Genomic DNA, 21,405 nt, shown 5'->3' with positions numbered 1-21,405 from the left:
GTCGCGGGTCAGGCCGCGGCGACTTCCCCGTTCGTCGGCCCGGAGGACGAGGCTTCGGACGCCGCCGCGCGACCGGAGCGAGCGAAGAAGTCCGCCCAGTCATCTGCGCACCGCGCCCATGCCCATCCGGCGTCGGCCGCGAGGGTGGCGTCGGCCTGTTCGAGGGTCAGACGGAACAGTTCGCCAGCCGGACCGTCGCACACGGTGACCTCCAGGGCCCCGTCGAGAAGCTCGTAGCGGAACCACCGATCGATGTCGGCCTCCATCTCGAGACGGTCGCCGTCGAACTCGAGTTTTCCCACCAGCCCGAGCAGCAGGTCGCGGGTGATCCAGGGCAGCGTGCCGTACGGCCGGCCGCGCATGGCGTGATCAGTGATCCCGGCACCCGTCACGGTGGGGCGCCGGTGGACGTCGATACCGACGCGGCACCGCGGGTCAGCCTCGAGTCCCAGTTCAGGCGAGGTCACCAGGAGCTGGCGGGGCGCCGCGAACCTCATGACGGCGTTGACGACCAGCGGCCGGGTGATCACCTCGGGGCGGATCACCACACCAACGCCCTCGATCGTCGGTCGCGCGCACAGTCCGCCCGTCTGACCGATTGCATCGGCCTCGGGAAAGCGCTCGCAGACCTCGTCACGGAACGCCTCGAGGTCCGCACGAAGGTGCGCGGGCAGATCCTCGAGACCGGAGGCATCACGGAACTGGGGATCGGCCGGGGTGACCACAATCACAAAGCTCATATCCGTCACTTTACGTCATCTGCTGTTCATCTGTCGTTCACTTGGGAACGTGTCGTACCCGGCACGCATACTGGGGTCATGGCTGACACCTCCGCGCACACCGATCCCCTCGCCGCCCCGCACCCCCGACTCAACGCGCTCGCCGCGGCCGTCACCGCGCAGCTGGAGCGGGCTCGCAACGACCTGGCCGACCTCGTGGCGATCCCATCGGTCCACGGGACAGAGCCGGAGGCGTGCGCGCAGGCGTGTGAACTCGTGCGCACACTCCTCACCGAATTGCCGGTGCCAGGGCTGGGGCCCGAGGCTGTCGAGGTGATCGAGACCTCGGACGGTTCACGAGCGGTGTTCGCCCACCGTCCCGCCGCGCCGGGTCGCCCCACGGTGCTGCTCTACAGCCATTACGACGTTCAACCCTCTGGCGATCCGGCCGAGTGGTCGGCCTCGCCATGGGAGCTCACCGAGCGCGATGGGCGCTGGTACGGCCGTGGCGCCGCCGACTGCAAGGGAAACCTGGTCGTCCACCTCACCGCCCTGCGTGCGCTGGCAGCCCTGGGCGGGGCGACGCCGAACGCGATCGGCGAGGCCGGCGGGGCCGGAAACGACGACGACACCGCGGCCGCTCCGGGAACGGACCCGCTGTCCGGACTGGGAATCCGACTCGTCGTGGAGGGCTCCGAGGAGACCGGGGGCGGAGGGTTGGACGATCTCGTGGCATCCCGGCCGGACCTGGTGGAGGCCGACGCCATCCTCATCGTCGACTCCGGGAACGTCTCGGTGGGGACACCCACGCTCACGACCAGCCTGCGGGGCATCGCCAATCTCGTCGTCTCCGTCGACACCCTGGAGGCCGGGGTGCACTCGGGCCAGTTCGGTGGCGCGGCGCCCGACGCACTGGCCGCCCTCATCTCGATCCTCGCCTCGTTCCGGGACCCGGAGACCGGCGCGACCACCGTTGACGGCCTCGACTTCTCGGGCGAGTGGGACGGGCAGCCCTACCCGCAGAGCACGTTCCGCGGCGACGCCGGCGTGCTCGACGGCGTGGAGGTCTCGTCTGCGGCACCAATCGCGGATCTCGTGTGGGCGCGCCCCGCGGTGACCGTTCTCGGAATCGACTGCCCACCGGTCGAGGGTGCGATCGCCGCCGTCCAACCGCATGCACGTGCACTGATCAACCTTCGGGTCCCGCCCGGCATGGACCCGGTCGAGGCGCAGCGGAAGCTCGCCGAGCACATCGAGCAGCGCACGCCGTGGAACGCCCGGGTGAGGGTGACCAAGGAGACCGTCGGTTACCCTTTCCGCTCGGTGCCCGCCGGCCAGACTGACCCGGTGCACGATCTGCTGTCCCAGTGTCTGGCGGAGGCGTACGGCGCGGACGAGGTCGCGGAGATCGGCTCCGGCGGATCCATTCCACTGTGCACGGCGCTGCGACGGGTGCATCCCGAGGCGAGCATCGCCCTGTTCGGCGTCGAAGACCCGGCGGCCGCGATCCACTCCCCCGACGAGAGCGTCGACCCGCGGGAGATTCAACGCATCGCACTGGCGGAGGCCGCGTTCCTGCAGCGCTACGCCTAAGCAGACGACAGAAGCGGATCCAGGACGCGCACACCACCGGGCAATCCAACCGCGCCGCCGCGGTAACAGTGTGACTGGATGGTCCGATATCGTCTCAAGTGGTGGTTGTGATCGCCGCCGCCCGAAACCAGGAGTTGCCATGCCCGTTCCCGAACTCACCCGCCCCGTTCGTCGCACCGGCCGCGCCCTACTCGCGACCGCGGCCGCTGCCGCGCTGACCGTTGGGTTGGTCCCCGCGTCCGCGGCGCAGGCACTGCCGGGGTCGATCAGCCCAGAGCAGATCGCGAACGACGGGCTCGGTGCCGTGCTCAACCCGGAGAGTCTGAGCCAATTGCTCTACTTCGGCAATCTCCCGGGCTCGTCCGGGTCCTCGATGATGGGGCTGGCCAACCAGCTCGGCTTCTCTCCGAACATGTTCGCCGGCACCCCGCCGCCGTCGCCGCAACCCAACCCGAACATCGGCGACACGAAGGTCATCACGATGACCAAGAAGGACGGCCGCTACGAGCAGTGGCTCATCGACTCCGGCGATATGAAGCGCGGGATCACCGTCGAGGTCTATCGCGCGGCCAAGCCCAACGCCCCGTTTCTCTACCTCCTCGACGGTGTCGGCTCCGAGCTGCCCAGCGGCTTCATGCAGTGGGGCGCCAAAGAGCAGTTTGAGAACGAAGACGTCAACCTCATCATCCCGACCGGCGGTCAGGGCTCGATGTGGGCGGACTGGAACGATCAAGACCCGGTACTGGGCATCAGCAAGTGGGAGACCTTTATTACGCGCGATCTTCCTAAGCTTTTCGAGCCCAAGTTCAGCACCAATCCCAATCGCGCGATCGGCGGCATCTCGATGGGCGCCGGCGCCGCCGTGACCATCGCGACCCGGCACCCCGACCTGTACGAGGGCGTATTCGGCGTCTCGGGCTGCTACTCGACCGACGCGCTCGGCCAGATCCTCACCCGCTACACCGTGGAGAGCCGCGGCGCCACGCTGACCAACATGTGGGGCGAGCCGGGCAACAAGCAGTGGGTGGCGAACGATGCCCTGATCAACGCCGACAAGTTGAGCGGCAAGGCAATCTACCTGTCTTCGGGTACCGGAGTGGCCAACCCCGGCGACTGGGAGGACTACAACAACGACGCCGCCAATTTCGTCGCCGGCATGGCGCTCGAACAGGCGACCGGCCAGTGCACTTGGGCCGCCGACCGCCGCCTGCGGGAACTGGGAATCCCGGCGGAGATCGACCATCTGCCCACCGGCATGCACAACTGGTCGTACTACTCCAAGCAGATCCCCGTCGCCTGGAACTCCATCAAGCATTCGCTGTACTGACCGGAACTGTAATGGCCGAAACCGTACTGACGGTCTCGGTCCATGGCGGCCCGCCCCACCCGGCGGGCCGCCATTAAGCTCTGAGCCGTGACCCCACCCCCCGATCTCGATCTGACCCTGCGTGTGTCGGCGTCCGCAGCCGACTCTCGACGGGGGATCGTGCGTGCGCACCCGGAGGTGCTACTGGCGCTGGGCATGCGCGAGTGGGATGCCATCGAGATCGTGGGTGCACGGACCACCGCAGCCGTGGTCGCGGCAGCCGGCGGGGCCGCGCCCAGCGGCATTCTCGTGATCGATGAGGTGGTGGCCGCCAACTGCGGCCTAGGCGAGGACGCGCGCGTCACCGTCCGGGCTGCCAGCGTGACGGGGGCACAGTCGATCGAGGTCCAGGGCCTGCCGACCGCTGGTCGCGGCGTCGCCGAGCGGATCCTCAGGTCGGCGCTGCTCGGCAAGGTCGTGCGGGTGGGCGACTCCGTGACGCTCCTGCCCCGCGATCTCGGTCCCGACTTCCCCACAGCCGACGCCACCCGCACACTTCGCAACTCCATGGGCGCGCTCTGGAGCACCGAGCTGCTGACCGTCACCGCGACAGTGCCGGACGGCGTCGTGTCAGTACAGCCAAGCACGGCGGTCGTCACAACGGGAGCCTCCAGCCGTGGTTCGACAACGCCCACCGAGCCCGCCGTACCTGGTGAGACCGCGACAATCGACGCCCCCGGAGACAGCGTCGCGATCACCGGCATCGATCGCACGGACCTGGTGGGTGTGGCCGACCAAGCAGAGGTCCTGGAGCAGTGGCTCACCCTCGCCCTCGACCGGGCGGAGCTACTGCGCACGCTCGGCGCCTCCCCGCACCTGGGCGTGCTGGTGGCCGGCCCGCCGGGTGTGGGCAAGGCGACCCTCGTACGATCCGTCGCCGGAGACAGGCGGCTCGACGTGGTGGACGGGCCGTCCGTCGGCGCACTCGACGCGGCCTCGCGGCTGGAGGCAATCCGTGCGGCCGCGGAACGGGTCCGCGAGAGCGGTGGGATCCTGCTGATCACCGACGTCGACGCACTGCTCCCGGCGGAGTCCGAGCCCGTGGCGACGCTGGTGCTCGATCGGCTGCGCTCGGTAGTGGCCCACCCGGGTTCGGCGCTTATTGCGACGTGCTCCCGCCCCGAGGACGCCGACGCCCGCCTCCGCGAACCCGACGTGTGTGACCGCGTGCTGGACCTGCCGCTCCCCGATGCCACCGCCCGCGCCGCCCTGCTCGCGGTGATGCTGCGGGGTGTGCCCACCGCGGACCTCGACCTGGCGGCCGTGGCGGACCGGACCCCCGGCTACGTTGCGGGCGACCTGCGCGCCCTGACCCGTGAGGCGGCGCTGCGTGCGGCGACCCGGGCCACCGGCGACGGCGCGGCGGGGACCGATGGGTCCGACACCGGCGCCCGTCTCGAGCAGGGCGACCTGGTGGGCGCGATCAGCGTGATCCGACCCTTGTCCCGGTCGGGCACCGAGGAACTGAGTCTGGGAGCGATCACCCTCGATGACGTGGGCGACATGGTGGAGGTCCGGCAGGCCCTGACCGAGACCGTGCTGTGGCCACTGCAGCACCGAGAGTCCTTCGAGCGGCTGGGGGTCCAGCCACCACGGGGTGTCCTGCTCTACGGCCCACCGGGCTGCGGCAAGACGTTCATCGTGCGGGCCCTCGCCGCAAGCGGTCGACTGACGGTGCACATGGTCAAGGGCGGCGAACTGATGGACAAGTGGGTCGGCTCGTCGGAGAAGGCCGTCCGGGATCTTTTCCGAAGGGCCCGCGACTCCGCACCCTCGCTCGTGTTTCTCGACGAGATCGACGCGCTCGCCCCACGCCGGGGTCAGTCGAGCGACTCCGGGGTCGGCGACCGCGTGGTGGCCGCTCTGCTCACCGAACTCGACGGGGCCGAGCCACTGGACAACGTGGTGGTCCTCGGCGCCACCAACCGGCCTGAGCTCATCGACCCGGCACTGCTGCGACCCGGCCGGCTCGAACGCCTCGTCTTTGTGCCCCCGCCGGATGCCGAGGCCAGGGCCGACATCCTCCGCGCTGCCGGCCGCGACGTCCCGCTGGCCCAGGACGTGGACCTTGATGCTCTCGCCGCGGATCTCCACGGGTACTCCGCCGCGGACTGCGCCGCACTGCTGCGTGAGTCCGCGCTCACCGCGATGCGCCGCGACATCGATGCCGCCGAGGTCACCGCGGAAGACGTCGACCGCGCTCGGGGGGCGGTCACGCCCTCCCTCGACACGGAGCAGGTAGAGAGCCTGCGACAGTACGCGCAGCGGCGCCAGAGCTGAAGCCTGTGTCTGCCACTGGGCGCCTGGGCTCCGGCCCTCGCCTTGCCGGGGTCGGAGCGCAGCGTCTAGAGTCCTGTGTCATGCGCGCGATTCTCGTAGTAGCCGGACGTAACGGGGCCTGACAGACCGGCACCCCCGTTGCGTGGTTGCTCCTCCGTCGTCGGTCACATTCCCGACGTCGCGAAACGAGAAAATCATGAACGCCAGCGCATCCACCACCTCACGGTCGTCCACAGCTCAGAACTCCACTGCGCCGAACTCCACCGCGCCGAACTCGACGAGCCCGTTCCAAGACCGATTCGGCCGTCGAATGCCCCGCGGGTTCGCAGACGAGGCCGCGGGCCTGGACTGGCGCACACTGCTCGACACCTACGCTCCGTCGTCCGACCACTTTCACCTGGCCGAGTTCTCCCGCCGTCCGCTGGGCCGCGGAATGACCGCCTACGAGGCGATCCTGGCCACCCGCTCCCCCCACGACGCACCCGGGGAGTTCACCGCGCACAGACTGACCACCGAGTCCTGTGGCGACCTCACCGCGATGTCCGAGATGCTGGGACAGATCGGGGCGCGCGTCGAGATCGAACGCTTCCACCAGTACGAGGGACACGCGTTCGACCAGACCGAATCGTGGTGCACGATCCTGCGCGCCACCTGCGGACGACGCCCCGTCTGGGCCGTGGGGTTCGGGGAAAGTTCCTCCGCGGCTTCAATCGCTGCACTCCTCAGCGCCGCGACCCGTCTCCACCTGCGCTGAAGGCGTCCTCGAAACACCGTTCTGTAAAGTAACCCAGAGAAACTCGCCCCGGTCGATCGCTGGCACACCGCCCCCACTGGGCGGGGTAATCGCATGTCGTCGTCCGTTCGACGCAACGAGAGGAGCCGCCGGTGATTGTGATCCTCGCGGCCCACGCCGTGGCCGCTCTGATCGCGATCCCACTGGTGTTTCGTCTCGGACGTCGCGCTTTCCCGCTCCTCGCTCTGGTCCCCGCCGCCGGAGCAGTCTGGGTGGCGGCCAACCTCAACCAGGTGCCCACCGAGACGATCCAGTGGGCCCCGGCTATCAACCTGGCGTTCAACCTGCGGATGGACGGATTGTCCGCGCTGATGTCTCTCATCGCGCTCGGCGTGGGTGCGCTCGTGCTCCTCTACTGCACCTGGTACTTCGAGGACTCTGAACCTCGTCTGCACCTGTTCGCGGCAGAGCTCGTGGCGTTTGCCGGCGTCATGTTCGGCCTGGTGGTGGCCGACAACATGATCCTGCTCTACATCTTCTGGGAGATCACCTCCGTCCTGAGCTTCCTGCTGGTCGGCCACTATTCCGCGCGAGCGTCCTCGCGGCGCGCAGCCACCCAGGCACTACTCGTGACCACCCTCGGTGGTCTGGCGATGCTCGTCGGCATGATCATCCTGGCGCAAGAAGCCGGATCGTACCTGCTCAGCGATGTCGTGGCGACGCCACCATCAGGCGAGCCCGTCCACTGGGCACTGGTCCTGGTGATCGTCGGCGCCACCAGCAAATCGGCTATCGCGCCACTGCACTTCTGGCTCCCGGGAGCCATGACCGCCCCCACCCCGGTGAGTGCGTACCTGCACTCCGCGGCCATGGTCAAAGCCGGGGTGTTCCTGGTGGCCGCTTTCAGCCCGGGCATGTCCGGCTCGTCGACGTGGCAGCTGCCGCTCATCACCCTGGGCCTGATCTCCCTGCTCATGGCCGGCTGGCGTGCGCTCCGCGAGACCGACCTCAAACTGGTCCTGGCGTTCGGCACCGTCTCCCAGCTGGGCTTCATGCTGGTGCTGGTGGGTATCGGGTCACGCGACACGATGCTCGCCGGCCTGACCATGCTGCTGGCCCACTCTCTGTTCAAGTCCGCATTGTTCATGGCCGTCGGCGTGATCGACAAGACCACCGGCACGCGCGATATCCGCGAGCTTTCCGGCCTGGGCCGTACCCGTCCCGCATTAGCGGTGTTCTTCACCATGGCAGCGGCGTCCATGGCCGGGCTGCCGCCGTTCCTCGGTTTCGTCGGGAAAGAGGCCTCGTTCGCCACGGTGCTGTCCGAGGAGCGACTCCACGGCATGCCTGCGATAGTCGTGACCGCCGGACTCGTCGCGGGCTCCGTTCTCACCTTCGCGTACACGGCGCGTCTGGTCATGGGGGCTTTCCGCTCCAAGCACGAGTTCTCCGACAGCATCAGCCCCGCCGTGGCCGGTTCCCGTCCCGCCGGCCCGCTCTTCCTCTCCGTGCCCGCCATCCTCGCCACCACCGGACTCCTCCTGGGCGTGTGGTCCGCGCCCGTGGAGGGCCAGATCGTCCGGTTTGTCGACGGGGCGTTCCCGACCGGTAGCGCGTGGCGCGCGGACGACGTGCACCACCTCGCACTGTGGCACGGCATCGGGATACCGCTCGCCCTGACGCTCGTCGTCTACGTCCTCGGTTCGCTGCTCTACATCGCACAGCGAGTCGTCGAGCGAATGCAGTTCGAATCGCCGGCCCTCGGTAACGCCGACCGGATCTACGACGCGGTCCTCCGGTTCTTCGACGTTCTGTCACTGCGCCTCACCGCGAGCATCCAGCGCGGCTCACTCCCGCTGACCCTGGGCATCATCCTGGTCACGCTGGTGGTGTTCCCGTTCGGTGCGCTGCTGGTCGGAACGCGCGAGGGACTCCGGATGGAACTGTCCGGCAATCCCGTCGTGCTGTTCGTCATGATCCCCATGACCGTCGCCGCGGTCGCCGCCACGGTCCTACGCAACCGTCTCGCAGCGGTCATATGCATGTCCGTGACCGGCTACGGTCTCGCGATCATCTTCGCCTTCCATGGCGCTCCCGACCTCGCGCTCACGCAGGTCCTCGTCGAGACCCTGATGATGGTCGCGTTCGTCCTGGTCCTGCGCACCATGCCGGCCGAAGTGCCCCTGTCCAACGGGTTCCGTCGGCTCCGGGCCTGGCTGGGCATCGGCGTGGGTCTGCTCGTGATGATCGTCGGGGCGTACGCCATCAACGCCCGCCAGCACCCGGCGGTGTCCCAGGCGTTCCCGGACCTCGCCTACCGCATCGGCAACGGCGCCAACTCCGTCAACGTGACACTGGTCGACATCCGCGCATGGGACACCCTCGGGGAGATCACCGTTCTGTTGGTCGCCGCCACCGGCGTGGCCAGCCTGGTCTTCCGCAATCGCAGGTACGGTTCCGGACCACGGATCGCCGACGCCGACAAGACACTGTCGGGTCGCCGTGGCATGGAGGCCGCCCGGATTGTCATCGAAGCGCCCGGTGCCTCCCCCGGCCGCTGGCTGGTCGGTGCGACCGTCCGCGATCCGCGAGCCCGCTCCCTGGTCCTCGAGGTCACCACCAGACTCATCTTCCCCACGATGATGATCCTGAGTCTGTTCTTCTTCTTCGCCGGCCACAACAACCCCGGCGGTGGATTCGCCGGGGGTCTGGTCGCGGGGCTGGCCCTGGTCCTGCGTTACCTCGCGGGCGGCCGGTACGAACTCGGCGAGGCGATCCCCGTCGACGCCGGGCGCATCCTAGGGGTCGGGCTCCTGCTCGCCGCCGGCACGGCGACCGCCTCCATGGCGTTCGGAGCGCCCGCCCTGTCCAGCGCCACCTTCGAGTGGACGCTCCCGGTGTTCGGGGACGTCAAGCTCGTCACGGCACTGTTCTTCGACGCAGGCGTCTACCTCATCGTCGTCGGGCTCGTCCTGGACATCCTCCGTAGCCTCGGCGCCAGGCTCGATCTCGACGCCGAGGACCTCGAGGAGCTCCGTGCCGTCTACGTGGACGCCACCGACTCGCCGTCGACCTCCGCCCTCCGCAGCGTGGAGGGCGTCGACCCCTCCGGGCCACGCTCCGACCTCGCCGCCCGCCGCGCAGCGCGCCTCGAAGCCGCCGAGAACCAGGGCGCCACGCCCCAGGGGATGCCATGACCGCTGACTTCACACTGCTACTCCTCGCAGGCATCCTCAGCGCCGCCGGGGTCTACCTGCTGTTGGAACGCGCGATCATCAAGATCCTGCTGGGCCTGATGATCCTGTCCAACGGCGTCAATCTGCTCATCCTGGCCGCCGGCGGACCTCCCGGGAATCCACCCATCCGTGGTCGCGGCTGGGGCGACAACACCGTCGACTCGGATCCGCTGTCGCAGGCCATGATCCTCACCGCCATCGTGATCACCGCTGGCGTCGGGGCGTTCATCCTCGCGCTCGCGTACCGCTCCTACCAGTTCACCACCATGGACGAGGTGGCCGACGACGCCGAGGACACCAAGATCGCGCGGCGCTCCCCGACCGACGCCTGGTCGGCGCCGGACCGCGACCTGTCCGACGACCATCTCACCGGTCAGCCCACCGAACTGGGTGAATACGTCGACTACGACGACGAGGACCTCGAAGAAGCGGAAGCGGAAGCACAGGCCGAAGCCCGCGCGGATGCAGAAGCCAAAGCGGCGGCGGAGGCCCGGGCGCGCACTTTGCGCACCAGGAAGCCCCGAAACCCCGGACGGCAGGAGGGCTCGTGATCTCCCCCGACCTCTTCGGCTACCTCATCCCGTCGGTATTCCTGCTGCCGCTGCTGGCCGCGGCGCTGTGCCTGGTGGTCTCCCGGCGCCCGCGTGTCCAGAACATCATCACGATCATCACCCTGACCGCCGTGCTGGCGATCTCCGGGATCCTGCTGGTCTTGACCGAGAGCCACGGAATGCACACCGTGCAGGTCGGCGGCTGGGACGCCCCTGTCGGCATCACCCTGGTAGCGGACCGGCTCAGCGCGCTCATGCTGTGCGTCTCCGCAGTTGTCCTGCTGTCGGTGATCATCTACGCCGTGGGGCAGGGTGTCCGGGACGGCGAGGGCGACCAGCCCACCTCGATCTTCCTGCCCACCTATCTCGCTCTGGCCGCGGGGCTGAACGCCGCCTTCATCGCCGGTGACCTGTTCAACCTGTTCGTCGGTTTCGAGATCCTGCTCTCGGCGTCCTACGTGCTGCTCACTCTGGGTGCCAGTCAGGAGCGCGTCCGCGCCGGCGTCTCGTACACCGTTGTCTCGATGGTCTCCTCGATGGTGTTCCTGCTCGGCATCGGCCTGACCTACTCGGCCGCCGGCACCCTCAACCTGGCCCAGCTCGCCAACCGGATGTCCGAGGTACCGGAAGGCCTGCGCAACACGATCTTCGCGGTGTTCCTGGTGGCGTTCGGCATCAAGGCCGCCGTGTTCCCGCTGTCCACCTGGCTGCCGGACTCCTACCCCACAGCTCCCGCGCCGGTCACCGCCGTGTTCGCCGGGCTATTGACCAAGGTCGGCGTCTACGCGATCATCCGCTTCCACACACTCGTCTTTCCCGGCGGGAGCATGAACGGGGTCCTACTGGTAGCCGGCCTGCTGACGATGGTGGTGGGCATCCTCGGCGCGGTCGCCCAGTCCGACATCAAACGAATACTGTCGTTCACCCTGGTCAGCCACATCGGCTACATGATCTTCGGAATCGCCCTGTCCACTGAATCGGGGCTCAGCGCGGCGATCTACTACGTGGGGCACCACATCATCGTCCAGACCACCCTGTTCCTTGTGGTGGGCCTGATCGAACGGCAGGCGGGGTCGTCGTCGCTGCGCCGCCTGGGTTCGCTCGCAGTGGCGAGTCCCGTCCTCGCCGTCACGTTCCTCATCCCGGCGCTGAACCTGGGCGGCATCCCGCCGTTCTCCGGGTTCGTCGGCAAGCTCGCCGTGGTCCAGGCCGGTGCCGAAGTGGGCGGGCCACTGATGTGGGTCCTCGTCGGCGGCGCCATGGTCACCAGCCTGCTGACGCTGTACGTGATGGTCCGCGTGTGGACCAAGGCGTTCTGGCGGCCCCGCGCCGACGCCCCGGAGGGTGCACTCGCCCTGGCCAAGCCGCTCGCACTGCTGCCCTCCGACGAATACGTGGAGTTCGACGAACGCGAGGAGGTGGGCCGGATGCCGCTGAGCATGCTCGCTCCCACCTGGGCGCTCATCGTGGTCTCGCTCCTGATGACCGTCTTCGCCGGCCCCCTGCTGACTGTGACCGACGGGGCCGCCGAGAGCTTGCTTCAACGCAGCGAATACCTGGGCACGGTCCCGGCCGACTCCACACCCGGCCGAAACGTCGATTCCGTGACGGGGGTGCGTTGACGTGGCACGCAGCAAGGTGAGGCTGGAATTCCGGGTGTTCGCCTCCCGCGTCTTCATGACACTGTGGCTGGCGTTCGCCTGGGTACTGCTCTGGGGCTCCTTCAATGTCGGCACCATCACCGCCGGAGTGCTGGTGGCCACCTTCGTGATGCTGGTGCTGCCACTGCCCCGCGTCCCCGTCGAGGGACTGATGCGCCCGGTCTCGACGGCGTGGCTGGTCATCATGGTGGGCTATTACCTCGTCCGCTCGTCGTTGATCGTGGCGTGGCTGTCCGTCCGCCCCAAGGCTCCACCGCAACCGGCCGTACTCCGGGCTCCGATGCGTCTGAAGTCCGACTTCACGCTGGCACTGGCCGTCAACTCGCTTAACCTCATGCCCGGCGGCATCGTCGTCCGCGTTGATCCTGTCGCGCGGTATGTGTACGTCCACGTGCTCGACGCCGGCTCCGACGAGGCCATCGAGGCGTTCCGCCGCCAGACCGCAAATGTGGAGAAGCTGTACCAGCGAGCCTTCGAGCGTCCTGAGAACTGGCGGCCAGACCCGGACCACTACACCGCACCGGCGGACAGCGGGCCGGCAGACCGCGGGCCGGCAGACACTCGCCCCGCGAACCGCGGCTCGGCGGACAGTGACAGCGCGGGCCGCGGCTCGGCGGACAGTGACAGCGCGGCGGAACAGGAGACCCCCCGATGAGCATCTCTCTCGTTCTGTGGTCTCTGGCAGTCATCGCGCTCACCGCAGCATTGTTTGCCGCCATGATTCGTCTCGTCGGCGGGCCCAACACGCTCGATCGACTCATCTCGCTGGACATGCTGGCCGCAATCGCGCAGGGCGGCCTCGGCGTTTACATCGCCTGGACCAGGGACACCACCGCATCCGCGGCACTCGTGGCGCTCGCACTCGTGGCGTTCCTCGGGTCGGTATCGGTGGCCCGGTTCCGTGTCAGTGACAACGCCGGACAGCCCGAGGAGGCCAACTGATGAACGATGACCTGCTGGAGATCATCTCCGCACTGTTCGTCCTCGCCGGTTCTCTGCTCACCCTGGCGAGCGCTATCGGGCTCGTCCGCTTCCGCGACACCCTGAGCCGCATGCACCCGGCAGCCAAGCCACAGGTCCTCGGCCTGGTGCTGGTGCTGTTCGGCGCCGGCATCCGGATCTACCCGAACACCGACCTGGGGATGCTCGTCTTGGCCGCGATCGTGGCCGTCTGCACAGCGCCCGTGATCGCCAACCGCGTCGGCAACGTGGCCTACCGGGAGAGTGTCGAGGACGGCACCATCACTCACGAGGCTCCCGTGCTGGAGAAGTTCAATAGCAGCGAGTCCCCTCGCCGTCGTCGTCGGACCGACTGACCCGGCCTGCGCCCCAGACGCAGCCCGCGCCCAGCCGCAGCCGCAGCCGCAGCCAGCATCGGGCATCTGCGGCTAGATCCACAGTCGCCATCGCGCATCTGCACCCGCGCCTGCGCAACCGGCAAACAGGCGCGACTGTCGATGAACTCCGGCCACCGCGCCGGCGCGTGCGCGAGTGCATCGCGGGTGGCGGCTGCGTTGGCGGCGTACAGGCGCGGGAGCGGATGCCGCGCAGGGTGCGCGGGCGGGGTGCGCGGGCGGGCGGTGGGGGGCAACTCGGGCGGGCGGAGCGTGTGCAGGGGCGGGGCGGGGGCGTGTGCAGGGGCAGCAGACGGCGATGGGCTGAAATAGCCCGAGCCCCGCCTCCCGTCATCAGGGGCAGGGCTCGAGCGCGATGAGCTCATGTGGGTTCAGCGGCCGTGGGTCACCGAACGGAAGTTCAATTGCTTCAGCGGGAACCGACCAGTGGTCGAGCTACGCCGGCGGGGCCGCGGGAGCGTTCATGCCCTGGCCCGCCTGCTGGTCGGCGCCAGTGGCCGCGCCGTTGGTGCCCATGCCGGACGGCGCATTCTCGCCAGCGGCGCCCTCGCTGCCTTCAGCTGTAGCACCCTCACCCATGGAGCCCTCGGCACCCTCGGCGCCAGCGTTCGCACCGTCGGCGGCCTCGGGAGCGGTCGACGAGGTGGTGGGCTTAGCCTCTTCGGAGTACGTGGGCAGCGTGTACGGCGTATCGGGGTCGGCCGGCTGCTCATTGGGCGGGCTGCACGCGGTCACGGCGAGCGCGAGGGCGAGTGCGGGAGCCGCGACCAGGAGGCGGCGGGCGGTCTGACGCGGGGCCATGGGGGCTCCTTCGATCTCGGGAAGCTGCAAGTCGCTACGGTGCACGAACGCCGCGAGGCGGAATCCGTGGGCTCATCATATCCTCAGGGGTCAGCGGTCGAGGTCCTGGGTGACGATCACGATCACCCCGGGCGCATCCCCCGCCATATCCGCCGGTCGCGGCTTGGCTGAGATCCCCAACTGAGCCGCGACGGCCTCGGCGGCCTGTTGCTCACCCGGGCCCGTCCCGTAGAACGCGGTCGATTCGGCCACCACGCCCCGGTTGGAGGGCATGTTGGCCACATCGCCCACGGCGAAGCCGTTCTCACGCAGCGACTCACCCGTGCGGGCAGCCAATCCGGTGACATTGCTGTTGTTGTAGATCTGCACGGGCACGGTGGTGGTGCCCGGGACGACATCGCCGGGGCTCGAGCCGGTGGACTGCTCGCCGGGAGCATCGGAGTCCCCGGGCTGACCGTTCCGCCCGTCGCTTGAGCCCGGTGTACCGGGGGCGGAGGCGTCGGGCTGGCCGTCCTGCCCGGACTGACCTGCCTGGCCGGGAGTGCCCTCACCAGCGGCGTCCTGCCCGTTCTGCTCGCTCTGCTCGACCTGCGAGGTGGTCTCGTCGGTAGCGGTGGGAGTCTCGTCGTCGTCGCTCCCGAACAGCTGGACCAGCCCCACGCCCACAGCGAGCACTACCGCCGCCAACAGCACCATGGCGATGGCGCGGTAGGGCGGGCCGCCGGGCTCGTTTTCCGGGTCGCCCGGCGCGTACGGATCGGCGTCGCGCGGATCAGTGTCGTACTGGTCCGCGTCGTACTGCGGGGCGTCGTTCTGCGGGTTCTCGGGGGAGCTCACGCGACCGAGTGTAGGTCAGTCGAGGCGCATTCCCAGGTTGCGCGCCGCGCGTGCCTTCTGTCGGCTCGAGCGCATGCGGCGGAGTCGTTTGACGAGGAGCGGGTCCGCGGCCAGGGCCTCGGGGCGATCGATGAGATCGTTGAGGATCTGGAAATAGCGGGTGCCCGTCATGTCGAACTTCTGCCGGATCGCCTCCTCCTTGGATCCGGCGAATTTCCACCACTGCCGTTCGAACTCGAGCATCGCCTGGTCCCGGTCGGACAGGACGGGGTCGGCGGCGTGCAATTCAGTTGTGTCCTGGTCGCCCTGAACCTGATCCACGCGTGCCGATGCGGCCGTTCGACCCATGTGCGCGCCTCCTGATTCGGGTGAGTGCGAAAATCCGTGACCCGCCACCGTGATGACGTCAGATCTTCGGATCACACCAATGTGATTCCCCCGTAGTGAACCACACGAATCCGACACGATGCCAGGTCCGCATTAGGATCTGTGGCCATGGCCATCCGTCCCATCGTCATCCTCGGCGACCCCGCACTCCACGCCCCCACAGAGCCCGTCACCGAGTCCCCCGAAGAGCTCGCCGAGCTCGTGCGGGACCTGTACGAGACGATGGACGCCGCCCACGGCGTGGGCCTGGCCGCCAATCAAATCGGCGTGAGCAAGCGACTGTTCGTCTTCGACTGCCCCGATCTGGACACCGAGGACGGGGGCAGCCTGTCCCGCGAGGAGGTCGAGGCCCGCGGCGACTGGGTGACGCGTCGCGGATGCGTGATCAACCCCGTGCTCGAGACGAGCGAGATCCCGGAGACGATGCCGGATCCCGAGGAGGACATGGAGGGCTGCCTCTCCGTTCCCGGCATCAACTTCCCGCGCGGCCGCGCCTGGTGGGCCCGCGTCACCGGCACCAACGAGCACGGTGAACCCGTGTCCGTGGAGGGCTACGGTCTGTTCGCCCGCTGCCTCCAGCACGAGGTGGGCCACCTGGACGGCTTCCTCTACACAGACCATCTGATCGGCCGGAACAAGAAGGCCGCCAAGCGCCATATCCGCGACGAGGGGTGGGGCGTGCCGGGCCTGAGCTGGGATCCGGCCACGGAACCCGACCCGTTCGGCGACGATGATGACGACGACGAGATCAGCCCCCTCCATGGTTGAGCAGCCCCACGGTTCTTCGGATCCGGCCCAGCCCGACCGTGGGCTCTCTGGCCGATCGCGCTGGAACGCGGGCCGCGAGGTGGCCGTGGGCGAACGCGTGGTCGTGCGTCGGCATCTCGAGCCGGGTCAGGCTTCGCACCTGTACACGGACGTGATCGGTCACGTGGTGTCGCTCGAGCCGGAGCTCGTCGTGCGCCGCGAGTCCGGCGAGGAGTTGCGGATCCCGGACGCCGACATCGCCGTGCTCAAGGTTCTTCCGCCCAAGCCGGTGCGGGCCCGCGATGTCCGGGCCCGCGAGTTCGCGAGCGCGCTGGCGTGGCCGGGCACGGAGTTCGAGATTGTCGACGGCTGGTTCTGCCGGGCCGGGGACGACTGGTCCTACCGCGGTGACTCGGCGGTGCCGGTACTGCCGTGGGCCGACTGCCGAGACGTGGACGGGGTGCGCGACTGGTATGCGGCCCGCGGTCTGCCGCTGCGCCTGGTGGACGTGGACCGGCTGGTCAAGTCCGATCAGATGATGCTCGACGGCGTGCCCGTGGATCCCGCACGGATCCGGGCCGACCGCGACCTGCTATTGTGCACCGCCGACAGCCGCGAGTTGCTGGACGTGGTGGATGCCGCGTTCCCGGCGCACTCGCGGCCCGCGGTGACATTGGCGGAGTCGCCCGACGACGACTGGCTGGCGCTCTACCACGCCACCGCCGACCTGGCCCCCGACCGCGTGCGACCCGCGATGCTCGCCACCGCCGACGCGGCCGCAGGCGATCCCGGGCCCGGCGGCCACGTCGTCTTTGCCCGTCTCTCCGACGGGGGCGAACTGGCCGCGATCGCCCGTGGCGCCGTGACCGCCGGCCCGGACGGCGCGCCCCGCATCGCCGTGTCCTGCGTGCAGACCGCCGACGGCCACCGCCGGCGTGGCCTGGCCGAGATCGTCACCGGCTCGCTCACCGAATGGGGACTCGGCTTGGGAGCGCAGGAGGTGAACCTGCACGTCTTTGCCGACAACACCGCCGGCCGCGGCCTCTGGGCCAAGCTCGGACTGCAGCCACACCATTCGCTGCGGCACCTCGTCGTCGTCGACCCCACCTGATCGCTCCGTGCGGGGTGCGGGCACGGGTAATAGACTGCGGTTCATGCGCCTGGCCACCTGGAACGTCAACTCAATCCGTGCTCGTCGTGACCGGGTGGTGGCGTGGCTCGAACGCTCCGATGTGGACGTCCTGGCCATGCAGGAGACCAAGTGCAAGGACGAGCAGTTCCCGCACGAGGCATTCGAGGAGATCGGCTACACGGTTGCCCACCACGGGCTCAGCCAATGGAACGGCGTCGCCGTGGCCTCGCGGGTCGGCCTGGAGGACGTGCAGCTGGGATTCGATGGCATGCCCGGCTTCCACAAGGACCCCGAGGCCTCGCAGGATCCGGAAGCGCGGGCCATCTCCGCGGTCTGCGACGGCGTCCGCGTCTACAGCCTCTACGTGCCCAACGGCCGCGAGCTGGCAGACCCGCACTACACCTACAAGTTGGAATGGCTCGCCCGACTGCGTGACCACGCCTCCGCTGAGCTCGCCGCCGACCCCGACGCCCAGGTGGCTCTTGTGGGCGACTTCAACGTGGCCCCGCTCGACGAAGACGTGTGGGACATGGAGGTCTTCGACGGCAAAACCCACGTCTCCGAGCCCGAGCGGCAGGCGTTCGCCGCGTTCGACGGCGCCGGCTTCCGCGAAGTCACCCGTCAGTACACGCCGGGCCCGGGCGTCTATACCTTCTGGGACTACACCGGGCTGAGCTTTCCCAAGCGCAAGGGGATGCGCATCGACTTCCAGCTGCACTCCCCCGCTCTTGCCGCCCACGTGACCGGAGCGTCGATCGACCGCGAGGAACGTAAGGGCAAGGGCGCCTCCGACCATGCCCCCGTCGTCGTCGACCTCGGCTGAGTCATGTCCACCTTCCAGCTGCGGCACTACATCGACCGGTTACGCGCCGAGGGGTTCACGGTCCGCGACGACCAAGGCGAGGACCCCGACCTGATCGACATCCACGGCAGGGCGGTGGACACCTGGCGCGAGAACTACCCGTACGACGAGCGGATGGACCGCAATCAGTACGAGGTGGAGAAGTACCTCCTGCAGATCGAACTGCTGAAATTCCAGCGGTGGCAGGCCGAGACCGGACACCGGCAGGTGATCGTGTTCGAGGGCCGTGACGCGGCCGGCAAGGGCGGGACGATCAAGCGATTCACCGAGTACATCAATGTGCGCCAGGCCCGGGTCGTGGCACTGATCAAGCCGACGGAGACGGAGCTGCACCAGTGGTATTTCCAGCGCTACGTCAGCCACCTTCCCAGCCACGGTGAGCTCGTGCTATTCGACCGCTCCTGGTACAACCGGGCGGGCGTGGAGCGGGTGATGGGTTTCTGCACTGACTCGCAGTACGAGACGTTCATGGAGCAGGCGCCCATGTTCGAAAAGATGCTGGTGGACTCGGGGATCGGGGTCACCAAGTTCTGGTTCTCCGTCACGCGCGAGGAGCAGAAGACCCGGTTTGCGATCCGTCAGCTCGACCCGGTGCGTCGGTGGAAACTGTCGCCGATGGACCTGGAGTCGCTGGACAAGTGGGACAAGTACACCGAGGCCAAGGAGGCCATGTTCCGGCGTACCGACACCGACGTCGCGCCGTGGATCACCATCAAGTCGAACGACAAAAAGCGGGCGCGCATCAACGCGATGCGTTACTTCCTCAACCAGTACGACTACCCGGAAAAGGATCCCCAGGTCGTGTTTGCTCCGGATCCGAAGATCGTCCGGCGCGGCAAGGACGCCGTCGGGGACTGACCGAGCGTGCGAGGGCAGACACCGCGCACACGCCCAGTCGGGGACTGACCGAGCGGGCGAGGGCAGACACCGCGCACACGCCCAGTCGGGGACTGCCCGAACACGTCCGCCTCCCCAGCTCCCGCGCATCTGCACCCGCGCCTGTACACCTAAATCGCACCCGCTACCCGCGATGAACTCCCGCCACCGCCGCGGTCGCCGCGCGAGTGCATGGCGGGTAGCGGATGCGGGGCGGGCGGACAACGCGGGCAGGAGCTGCTTGAAACTATCGAGAGCTGGTAGGCGCGGGTGCGGAAGTGCCGGGTGTGGCAGAACAGGCGCGGGTGCGGATGCCCGGGGGTGGCCGAGAGTGAGGCGGCGGGAATGTCTGCGCGGCCGCGGGCATTGCACTTGGTATGAGCCACTTCAACGATCGAGATGTCATCAAGCGCCTACTCACCGAAAAGGGCAGGTGGGCAGTGGTGGGCCTGTCCTCGAATTCGGAGCGCACCGCATACGGGATCGCCGAATACGTCAGGGACCTCGGTCACGAGATCGTTCCAGTCCACCCCAAGGCCGAGACAGTTCACGACCAGCAGGGTTACCCGGATCTCGCATCCGTTCCCGGCGATATCGACGTGGTGGACATATTCGTGAATTCCCACCTCGCCGGCGCCGTGGTGGACGACGCGATCGCCAAGGGCGCCAAAGCTGTCTGGTTGCAGAGAGGCGTGATCGACGAGGATGCGGCCAGGCGCGCGAAGGATGCGGGACTCGACGTGGTCATGAACACCTGCCCGGCGATCGAAGCGCCGCTCCTGGGCATCGGCTGACACCGCACGGCGGCCGGGCTGCGGATTGGGCTACGGGCTCCGGGCCGCCGCGTCGGGTGGCGGGTCAGTAACCGCTGTAGGAAGCCAACCCGACCATGACGATGATGAAGACCACGTACAGCACGAAGAACGCCGCGATCACGGCGAGAGAGATCATTCCGAGCTTCTTGGCCGTGGCGCTCGCGGCCTCCGCCTCGGCGTGGCGGCCAGCCGCCCACAGCGGATAGACCTCAAGAGCGCGAGTCATTGCGACAAACGCGAGAGGCCAGAAGAACACGATCGACGCGACGGCCCATCCGACGTTCGACGGCGGCCCGGGAGCTCCGGCCGGGTTGGCGGTCACGGAATCCTGCCCGGGGTACGGCGCGGCCTGCGCACCGTAGCCGCCCTGGCCGTACGAGCCCTGCTGCCCATAGGACTCCTGACCGTACGAGCCCTGCTGCCCGTAGGACTCCTGACCATAGAGCCCCTGGCCATAGGGCTCCTGTCCGAAGGAGTCCTGGCCGGAAATGTCATCCTGCGGCGGGTAAGTCATCAACTGTCCTCTGCGGTAGCGGGTCGTCTGGACTCCCAGCCTACGGCGAGCCCGGGACGCCGCCGGCCGCGGTCTGGTCCGCTTAGCCGGCCGGGTTCATCCGGCCGGGTTCAGCCGGCCGGGTTCAGCCGGCCGAGGTCAGCCGGCCGAGGTCAGCCGATCGGAATCAGTGGGCTGCCACGAGCAGTTGGTACTCGGGGAAGCGGGTGAGGAAGCGACGCACGTAACTGCAGACCGGCCGGATCTTGGAACCGTCCAGTCGCATCCGGGTCAGAACGAGGCTGACCAGCAGTCGGGCGATGCCCTGCTGTCCGTAGTGTTCCTCGATCACGGTGTGGAGCAGGATAAAGACATCGCCGTCCATCTCGTATCCGACGAGGCCCAAGAATTCGTCATCGTCCCAGAGTTCGAACCGATCTCTATCGGTGTTGTGGACCAACTTCAGCGACGTACCGGCGGCCATGAGGACTCCTTAGGGACGACCTTTTCTCCCCTGCGACCCTACCCCCGCATTACGCTCGTCCGACACAACTTCATATCGAATCCACACGGGGGCCCGCTTCGGAGCGCGGGCTGAGAGCACGGCCAGTCGGGTTGTCGATGGTCGAACCTGCCCGCCCACCGCGAGGTGTCCCACCCCGGCCACCCGCTGAGGTGCGGACACGATCATGGACCTGTCCACCGGCAAGGACATCCACGCCACGCGGGAGTGGATCCTACGGAACTTGCCGGTCCCAGTGGGAACCCAGCCGATCTACCAGACTCTGGACAAGGTCGACGGCGACCCTGCAGCCCTAACCTGGGAGCTGTACCGCGACACAGTTATCGAGCAGCGTGAGCAGTGCGTCGAATGACCATCCACGCCGGCCTGCTGCTGCGTCACGTGCCGCTCGTGGCGAAGCGGGCCACCGGGCCGCGAGCCGGGTCGGGCCGAGCTCGA

Annotated in this window: 21 protein-coding genes and 1 pseudogene; 16 read left to right on the top strand and 6 right to left on the bottom strand. The window is 68.4% G+C overall.

From position 1 onward, the window contains the following. Positions 1–8: 8 nt before the first annotated feature. Positions 9–740: a hypothetical protein gene (locus ON04_RS07015; protein WP_010540890.1), complete on the bottom strand. Its 732-nt coding sequence runs from the start codon at positions 738–740 to the stop codon at positions 9–11. 78 nt (positions 741–818) lie between these two features. Here ON04_RS07015 and ON04_RS07010 point away from each other — a divergent pair, with 78 nt between their 5' ends. From ON04_RS07010 to ON04_RS06965, 10 genes are all read left to right on the top strand, one after another. After that, a complete protein-coding gene (locus ON04_RS07010) occupies positions 819–2,312 on the top strand; it encodes a M20/M25/M40 family metallo-hydrolase (protein ID WP_010540889.1) in 1,494 nt (497 codons plus the stop codon). Between the two features lie 139 nt (positions 2,313–2,451). Further along, positions 2,452–3,639, top strand: coding sequence for an alpha/beta hydrolase (locus tag ON04_RS07005; protein WP_010540888.1), 1,188 nt, complete (start codon positions 2,452–2,454; stop codon positions 3,637–3,639). 87 nt (positions 3,640–3,726) lie between these two features. Further along, the gene (locus ON04_RS07000; RefSeq protein WP_010540887.1) at positions 3,727–5,958 is read left to right on the top strand and encodes an AAA family ATPase; all 2,232 of its coding nucleotides are present in this window, start codon (positions 3,727–3,729) and stop codon (positions 5,956–5,958) included. A 196-nt stretch (positions 5,959–6,154) separates the two neighbouring features. Further along, the gene (locus ON04_RS06995; RefSeq protein ID WP_010540886.1) at positions 6,155–6,712 is read left to right on the top strand and encodes a hypothetical protein; all 558 of its coding nucleotides are present in this window, start codon (positions 6,155–6,157) and stop codon (positions 6,710–6,712) included. Between the two features lie 131 nt (positions 6,713–6,843). Beyond that, a complete protein-coding gene (locus tag ON04_RS06990; protein WP_010540885.1) occupies positions 6,844–9,888 on the top strand; it encodes a Na+/H+ antiporter subunit A in 3,045 nt (1,014 codons plus the stop codon). Further along, the gene (locus ON04_RS06985) at positions 9,885–10,478 is read left to right on the top strand and encodes a Na(+)/H(+) antiporter subunit C (RefSeq protein ID WP_010540884.1); all 594 of its coding nucleotides are present in this window, start codon (positions 9,885–9,887) and stop codon (positions 10,476–10,478) included. Before ON04_RS06990 ends, ON04_RS06985 begins: the two co-directional genes overlap by 4 nt. Beyond that, positions 10,475–12,100, top strand: a complete 1,626-nt coding sequence (locus ON04_RS06980) for a Na+/H+ antiporter subunit D (protein WP_010540883.1) — start codon at positions 10,475–10,477, stop codon at positions 12,098–12,100. The genes ON04_RS06985 and ON04_RS06980 overlap by 4 nt, the downstream gene beginning before the upstream one ends. Before the next feature lies 1 nt (position 12,101). Continuing rightward, positions 12,102–12,794, top strand: a complete 693-nt coding sequence (locus ON04_RS06975) for a Na+/H+ antiporter subunit E (protein WP_010540882.1) — start codon at positions 12,102–12,104, stop codon at positions 12,792–12,794. Then, positions 12,791–13,081, top strand: a complete 291-nt coding sequence (locus ON04_RS06970) for a monovalent cation/H+ antiporter complex subunit F (RefSeq protein ID WP_010540881.1) — start codon at positions 12,791–12,793, stop codon at positions 13,079–13,081. Before ON04_RS06975 ends, ON04_RS06970 begins: the two co-directional genes overlap by 4 nt. Next, on the top strand, positions 13,081–13,455 hold the full coding sequence (locus ON04_RS06965) for a cation:proton antiporter (protein ID WP_010540880.1): 375 nt from the start codon (positions 13,081–13,083) through the stop codon (positions 13,453–13,455). The genes ON04_RS06970 and ON04_RS06965 overlap by 1 nt, the downstream gene beginning before the upstream one ends. Positions 13,456–13,929: 474 nt before the next feature. Here ON04_RS06965 and ON04_RS06960 read toward each other — a convergent pair whose 3' ends face one another. The 3 genes from ON04_RS06960 to ON04_RS06950 form a co-directional block, all read right to left on the bottom strand. Then, complete coding sequence (locus ON04_RS06960) at positions 13,930–14,295, bottom strand: hypothetical protein (protein ID WP_010540879.1); 366 nt, start codon at positions 14,293–14,295, stop codon at positions 13,930–13,932. A 90-nt stretch (positions 14,296–14,385) separates the two neighbouring features. Beyond that, positions 14,386–15,132, bottom strand: coding sequence for a LytR C-terminal domain-containing protein (locus tag ON04_RS06955; protein WP_010540878.1), 747 nt, complete (start codon positions 15,130–15,132; stop codon positions 14,386–14,388). A gap of 15 nt (positions 15,133–15,147) precedes the next feature. After that, entirely contained in the window at positions 15,148–15,480 is a 333-nt protein-coding gene (locus ON04_RS06950; protein WP_010540877.1) for a DUF3263 domain-containing protein, read from the bottom strand. 147 nt (positions 15,481–15,627) lie between these two features. On the opposite strand from ON04_RS06950, the gene ON04_RS06945 reads away from it, so the two are divergent. The 5 genes from ON04_RS06945 to ON04_RS06925 all read left to right on the top strand — a co-directional run bounded on the left by ON04_RS06945 (position 15,628) and on the right by ON04_RS06925 (position 19,930). Continuing rightward, positions 15,628–16,287 carry a peptide deformylase gene (locus ON04_RS06945; protein WP_010540876.1) on the top strand — a complete coding sequence of 220 codons (660 nt, stop codon included), beginning with the start codon at positions 15,628–15,630 and terminating at the stop codon, positions 16,285–16,287. Next, a complete protein-coding gene (locus ON04_RS06940; RefSeq protein ID WP_010540875.1) occupies positions 16,280–17,377 on the top strand; it encodes a GNAT family N-acetyltransferase in 1,098 nt (365 codons plus the stop codon). The genes ON04_RS06945 and ON04_RS06940 overlap by 8 nt, the downstream gene beginning before the upstream one ends. Before the next feature lie 43 nt (positions 17,378–17,420). Continuing rightward, positions 17,421–18,221, top strand: a complete 801-nt coding sequence (locus ON04_RS06935) for an exodeoxyribonuclease III (RefSeq protein WP_010540874.1) — start codon at positions 17,421–17,423, stop codon at positions 18,219–18,221. A gap of 3 nt (positions 18,222–18,224) precedes the next feature. Continuing rightward, positions 18,225–19,118: a polyphosphate kinase 2 gene (gene ppk2, locus ON04_RS06930; RefSeq protein ID WP_010540873.1), complete on the top strand. Its 894-nt coding sequence runs from the start codon at positions 18,225–18,227 to the stop codon at positions 19,116–19,118. Positions 19,119–19,513: 395 nt separating this feature from the next. Next, the gene (locus tag ON04_RS06925; RefSeq protein ID WP_010540872.1) at positions 19,514–19,930 is read left to right on the top strand and encodes a CoA-binding protein; all 417 of its coding nucleotides are present in this window, start codon (positions 19,514–19,516) and stop codon (positions 19,928–19,930) included. A 64-nt stretch (positions 19,931–19,994) separates the two neighbouring features. Here the strand turns inward: ON04_RS06925 and ON04_RS06920 are convergent, their stop codons facing one another. Both ON04_RS06920 and ON04_RS06915 read right to left on the bottom strand, forming a co-directional pair. Continuing rightward, positions 19,995–20,465 carry a CD225/dispanin family protein gene (locus ON04_RS06920; protein ID WP_010540871.1) on the bottom strand — a complete coding sequence of 157 codons (471 nt, stop codon included), beginning with the start codon at positions 20,463–20,465 and terminating at the stop codon, positions 19,995–19,997. Positions 20,466–20,631: 166 nt separating this feature from the next. Beyond that, positions 20,632–20,928 (bottom strand): GNAT family N-acetyltransferase, encoded by a 297-nt coding sequence (locus ON04_RS06915; RefSeq protein WP_010540870.1) that lies wholly within the window; start codon positions 20,926–20,928, stop codon positions 20,632–20,634. Positions 20,929–21,118: 190 nt separating this feature from the next. On the opposite strand from ON04_RS06915, the pseudogene ON04_RS06910 reads away from it, so the two are divergent. After that, a pseudogene (locus ON04_RS06910) lies at positions 21,119–21,393 on the top strand (phosphomethylpyrimidine synthase ThiC); the annotation flags it as partial. Positions 21,394–21,405 lie beyond the last annotated feature (12 nt).

Source organism: Dietzia alimentaria 72 (assembly GCF_000226215.1).
GTDB classification, from domain to species: Bacteria; Actinomycetota; Actinomycetes; order Mycobacteriales; family Mycobacteriaceae; genus Dietzia; species Dietzia alimentaria.
Note: the sequence above shows the minus strand (reverse complement) of the source record. Positions and strands in the feature narration are given on the sequence as shown.

Bases quoted from the DNA above. Each gene is read 5' to 3' on its own strand.
- ppk2 (WP_010540873.1), top strand. From the start codon at position 18,225: ATGTCCACCTTCCAGCTGCGGCACTACATCGACCGGTTACGCGCCGAG.
- ON04_RS06935 (WP_010540874.1), top strand. From the start codon at position 17,421: ATGCGCCTGGCCACCTGGAACGTCAACTCAATCCGTGCTCGTCGTGAC.
- ON04_RS06960 (WP_010540879.1), bottom strand. From the start codon at position 14,295: ATGGCCCCGCGTCAGACCGCCCGCCGCCTCCTGGTCGCGGCTCCCGCA.
- ON04_RS07015 (WP_010540890.1), bottom strand. From the start codon at position 740: ATGAGCTTTGTGATTGTGGTCACCCCGGCCGATCCCCAGTTCCGTGAT.
- ON04_RS06995 (WP_010540886.1), top strand. From the start codon at position 6,155: ATGAACGCCAGCGCATCCACCACCTCACGGTCGTCCACAGCTCAGAAC.
- ON04_RS06920 (WP_010540871.1), bottom strand. From the start codon at position 20,465: ATGACTTACCCGCCGCAGGATGACATTTCCGGCCAGGACTCCTTCGGA.
- ON04_RS06945 (WP_010540876.1), top strand. From the start codon at position 15,628: ATGGCCATCCGTCCCATCGTCATCCTCGGCGACCCCGCACTCCACGCC.
- ON04_RS07010 (WP_010540889.1), top strand. From the start codon at position 819: ATGGCTGACACCTCCGCGCACACCGATCCCCTCGCCGCCCCGCACCCC.
- ON04_RS06950 (WP_010540877.1), bottom strand. From the start codon at position 15,480: ATGGGTCGAACGGCCGCATCGGCACGCGTGGATCAGGTTCAGGGCGAC.
- ON04_RS06940 (WP_010540875.1), top strand. From the start codon at position 16,280: ATGGTTGAGCAGCCCCACGGTTCTTCGGATCCGGCCCAGCCCGACCGT.
- ON04_RS06965 (WP_010540880.1), top strand. From the start codon at position 13,081: ATGAACGATGACCTGCTGGAGATCATCTCCGCACTGTTCGTCCTCGCC.
- ON04_RS07005 (WP_010540888.1), top strand. From the start codon at position 2,452: ATGCCCGTTCCCGAACTCACCCGCCCCGTTCGTCGCACCGGCCGCGCC.
- ON04_RS06970 (WP_010540881.1), top strand. From the start codon at position 12,791: ATGAGCATCTCTCTCGTTCTGTGGTCTCTGGCAGTCATCGCGCTCACC.
- ON04_RS06985 (WP_010540884.1), top strand. From the start codon at position 9,885: ATGACCGCTGACTTCACACTGCTACTCCTCGCAGGCATCCTCAGCGCC.
- ON04_RS06915 (WP_010540870.1), bottom strand. From the start codon at position 20,928: ATGGCCGCCGGTACGTCGCTGAAGTTGGTCCACAACACCGATAGAGAT.
- ON04_RS06925 (WP_010540872.1), top strand. From the start codon at position 19,514: ATGAGCCACTTCAACGATCGAGATGTCATCAAGCGCCTACTCACCGAA.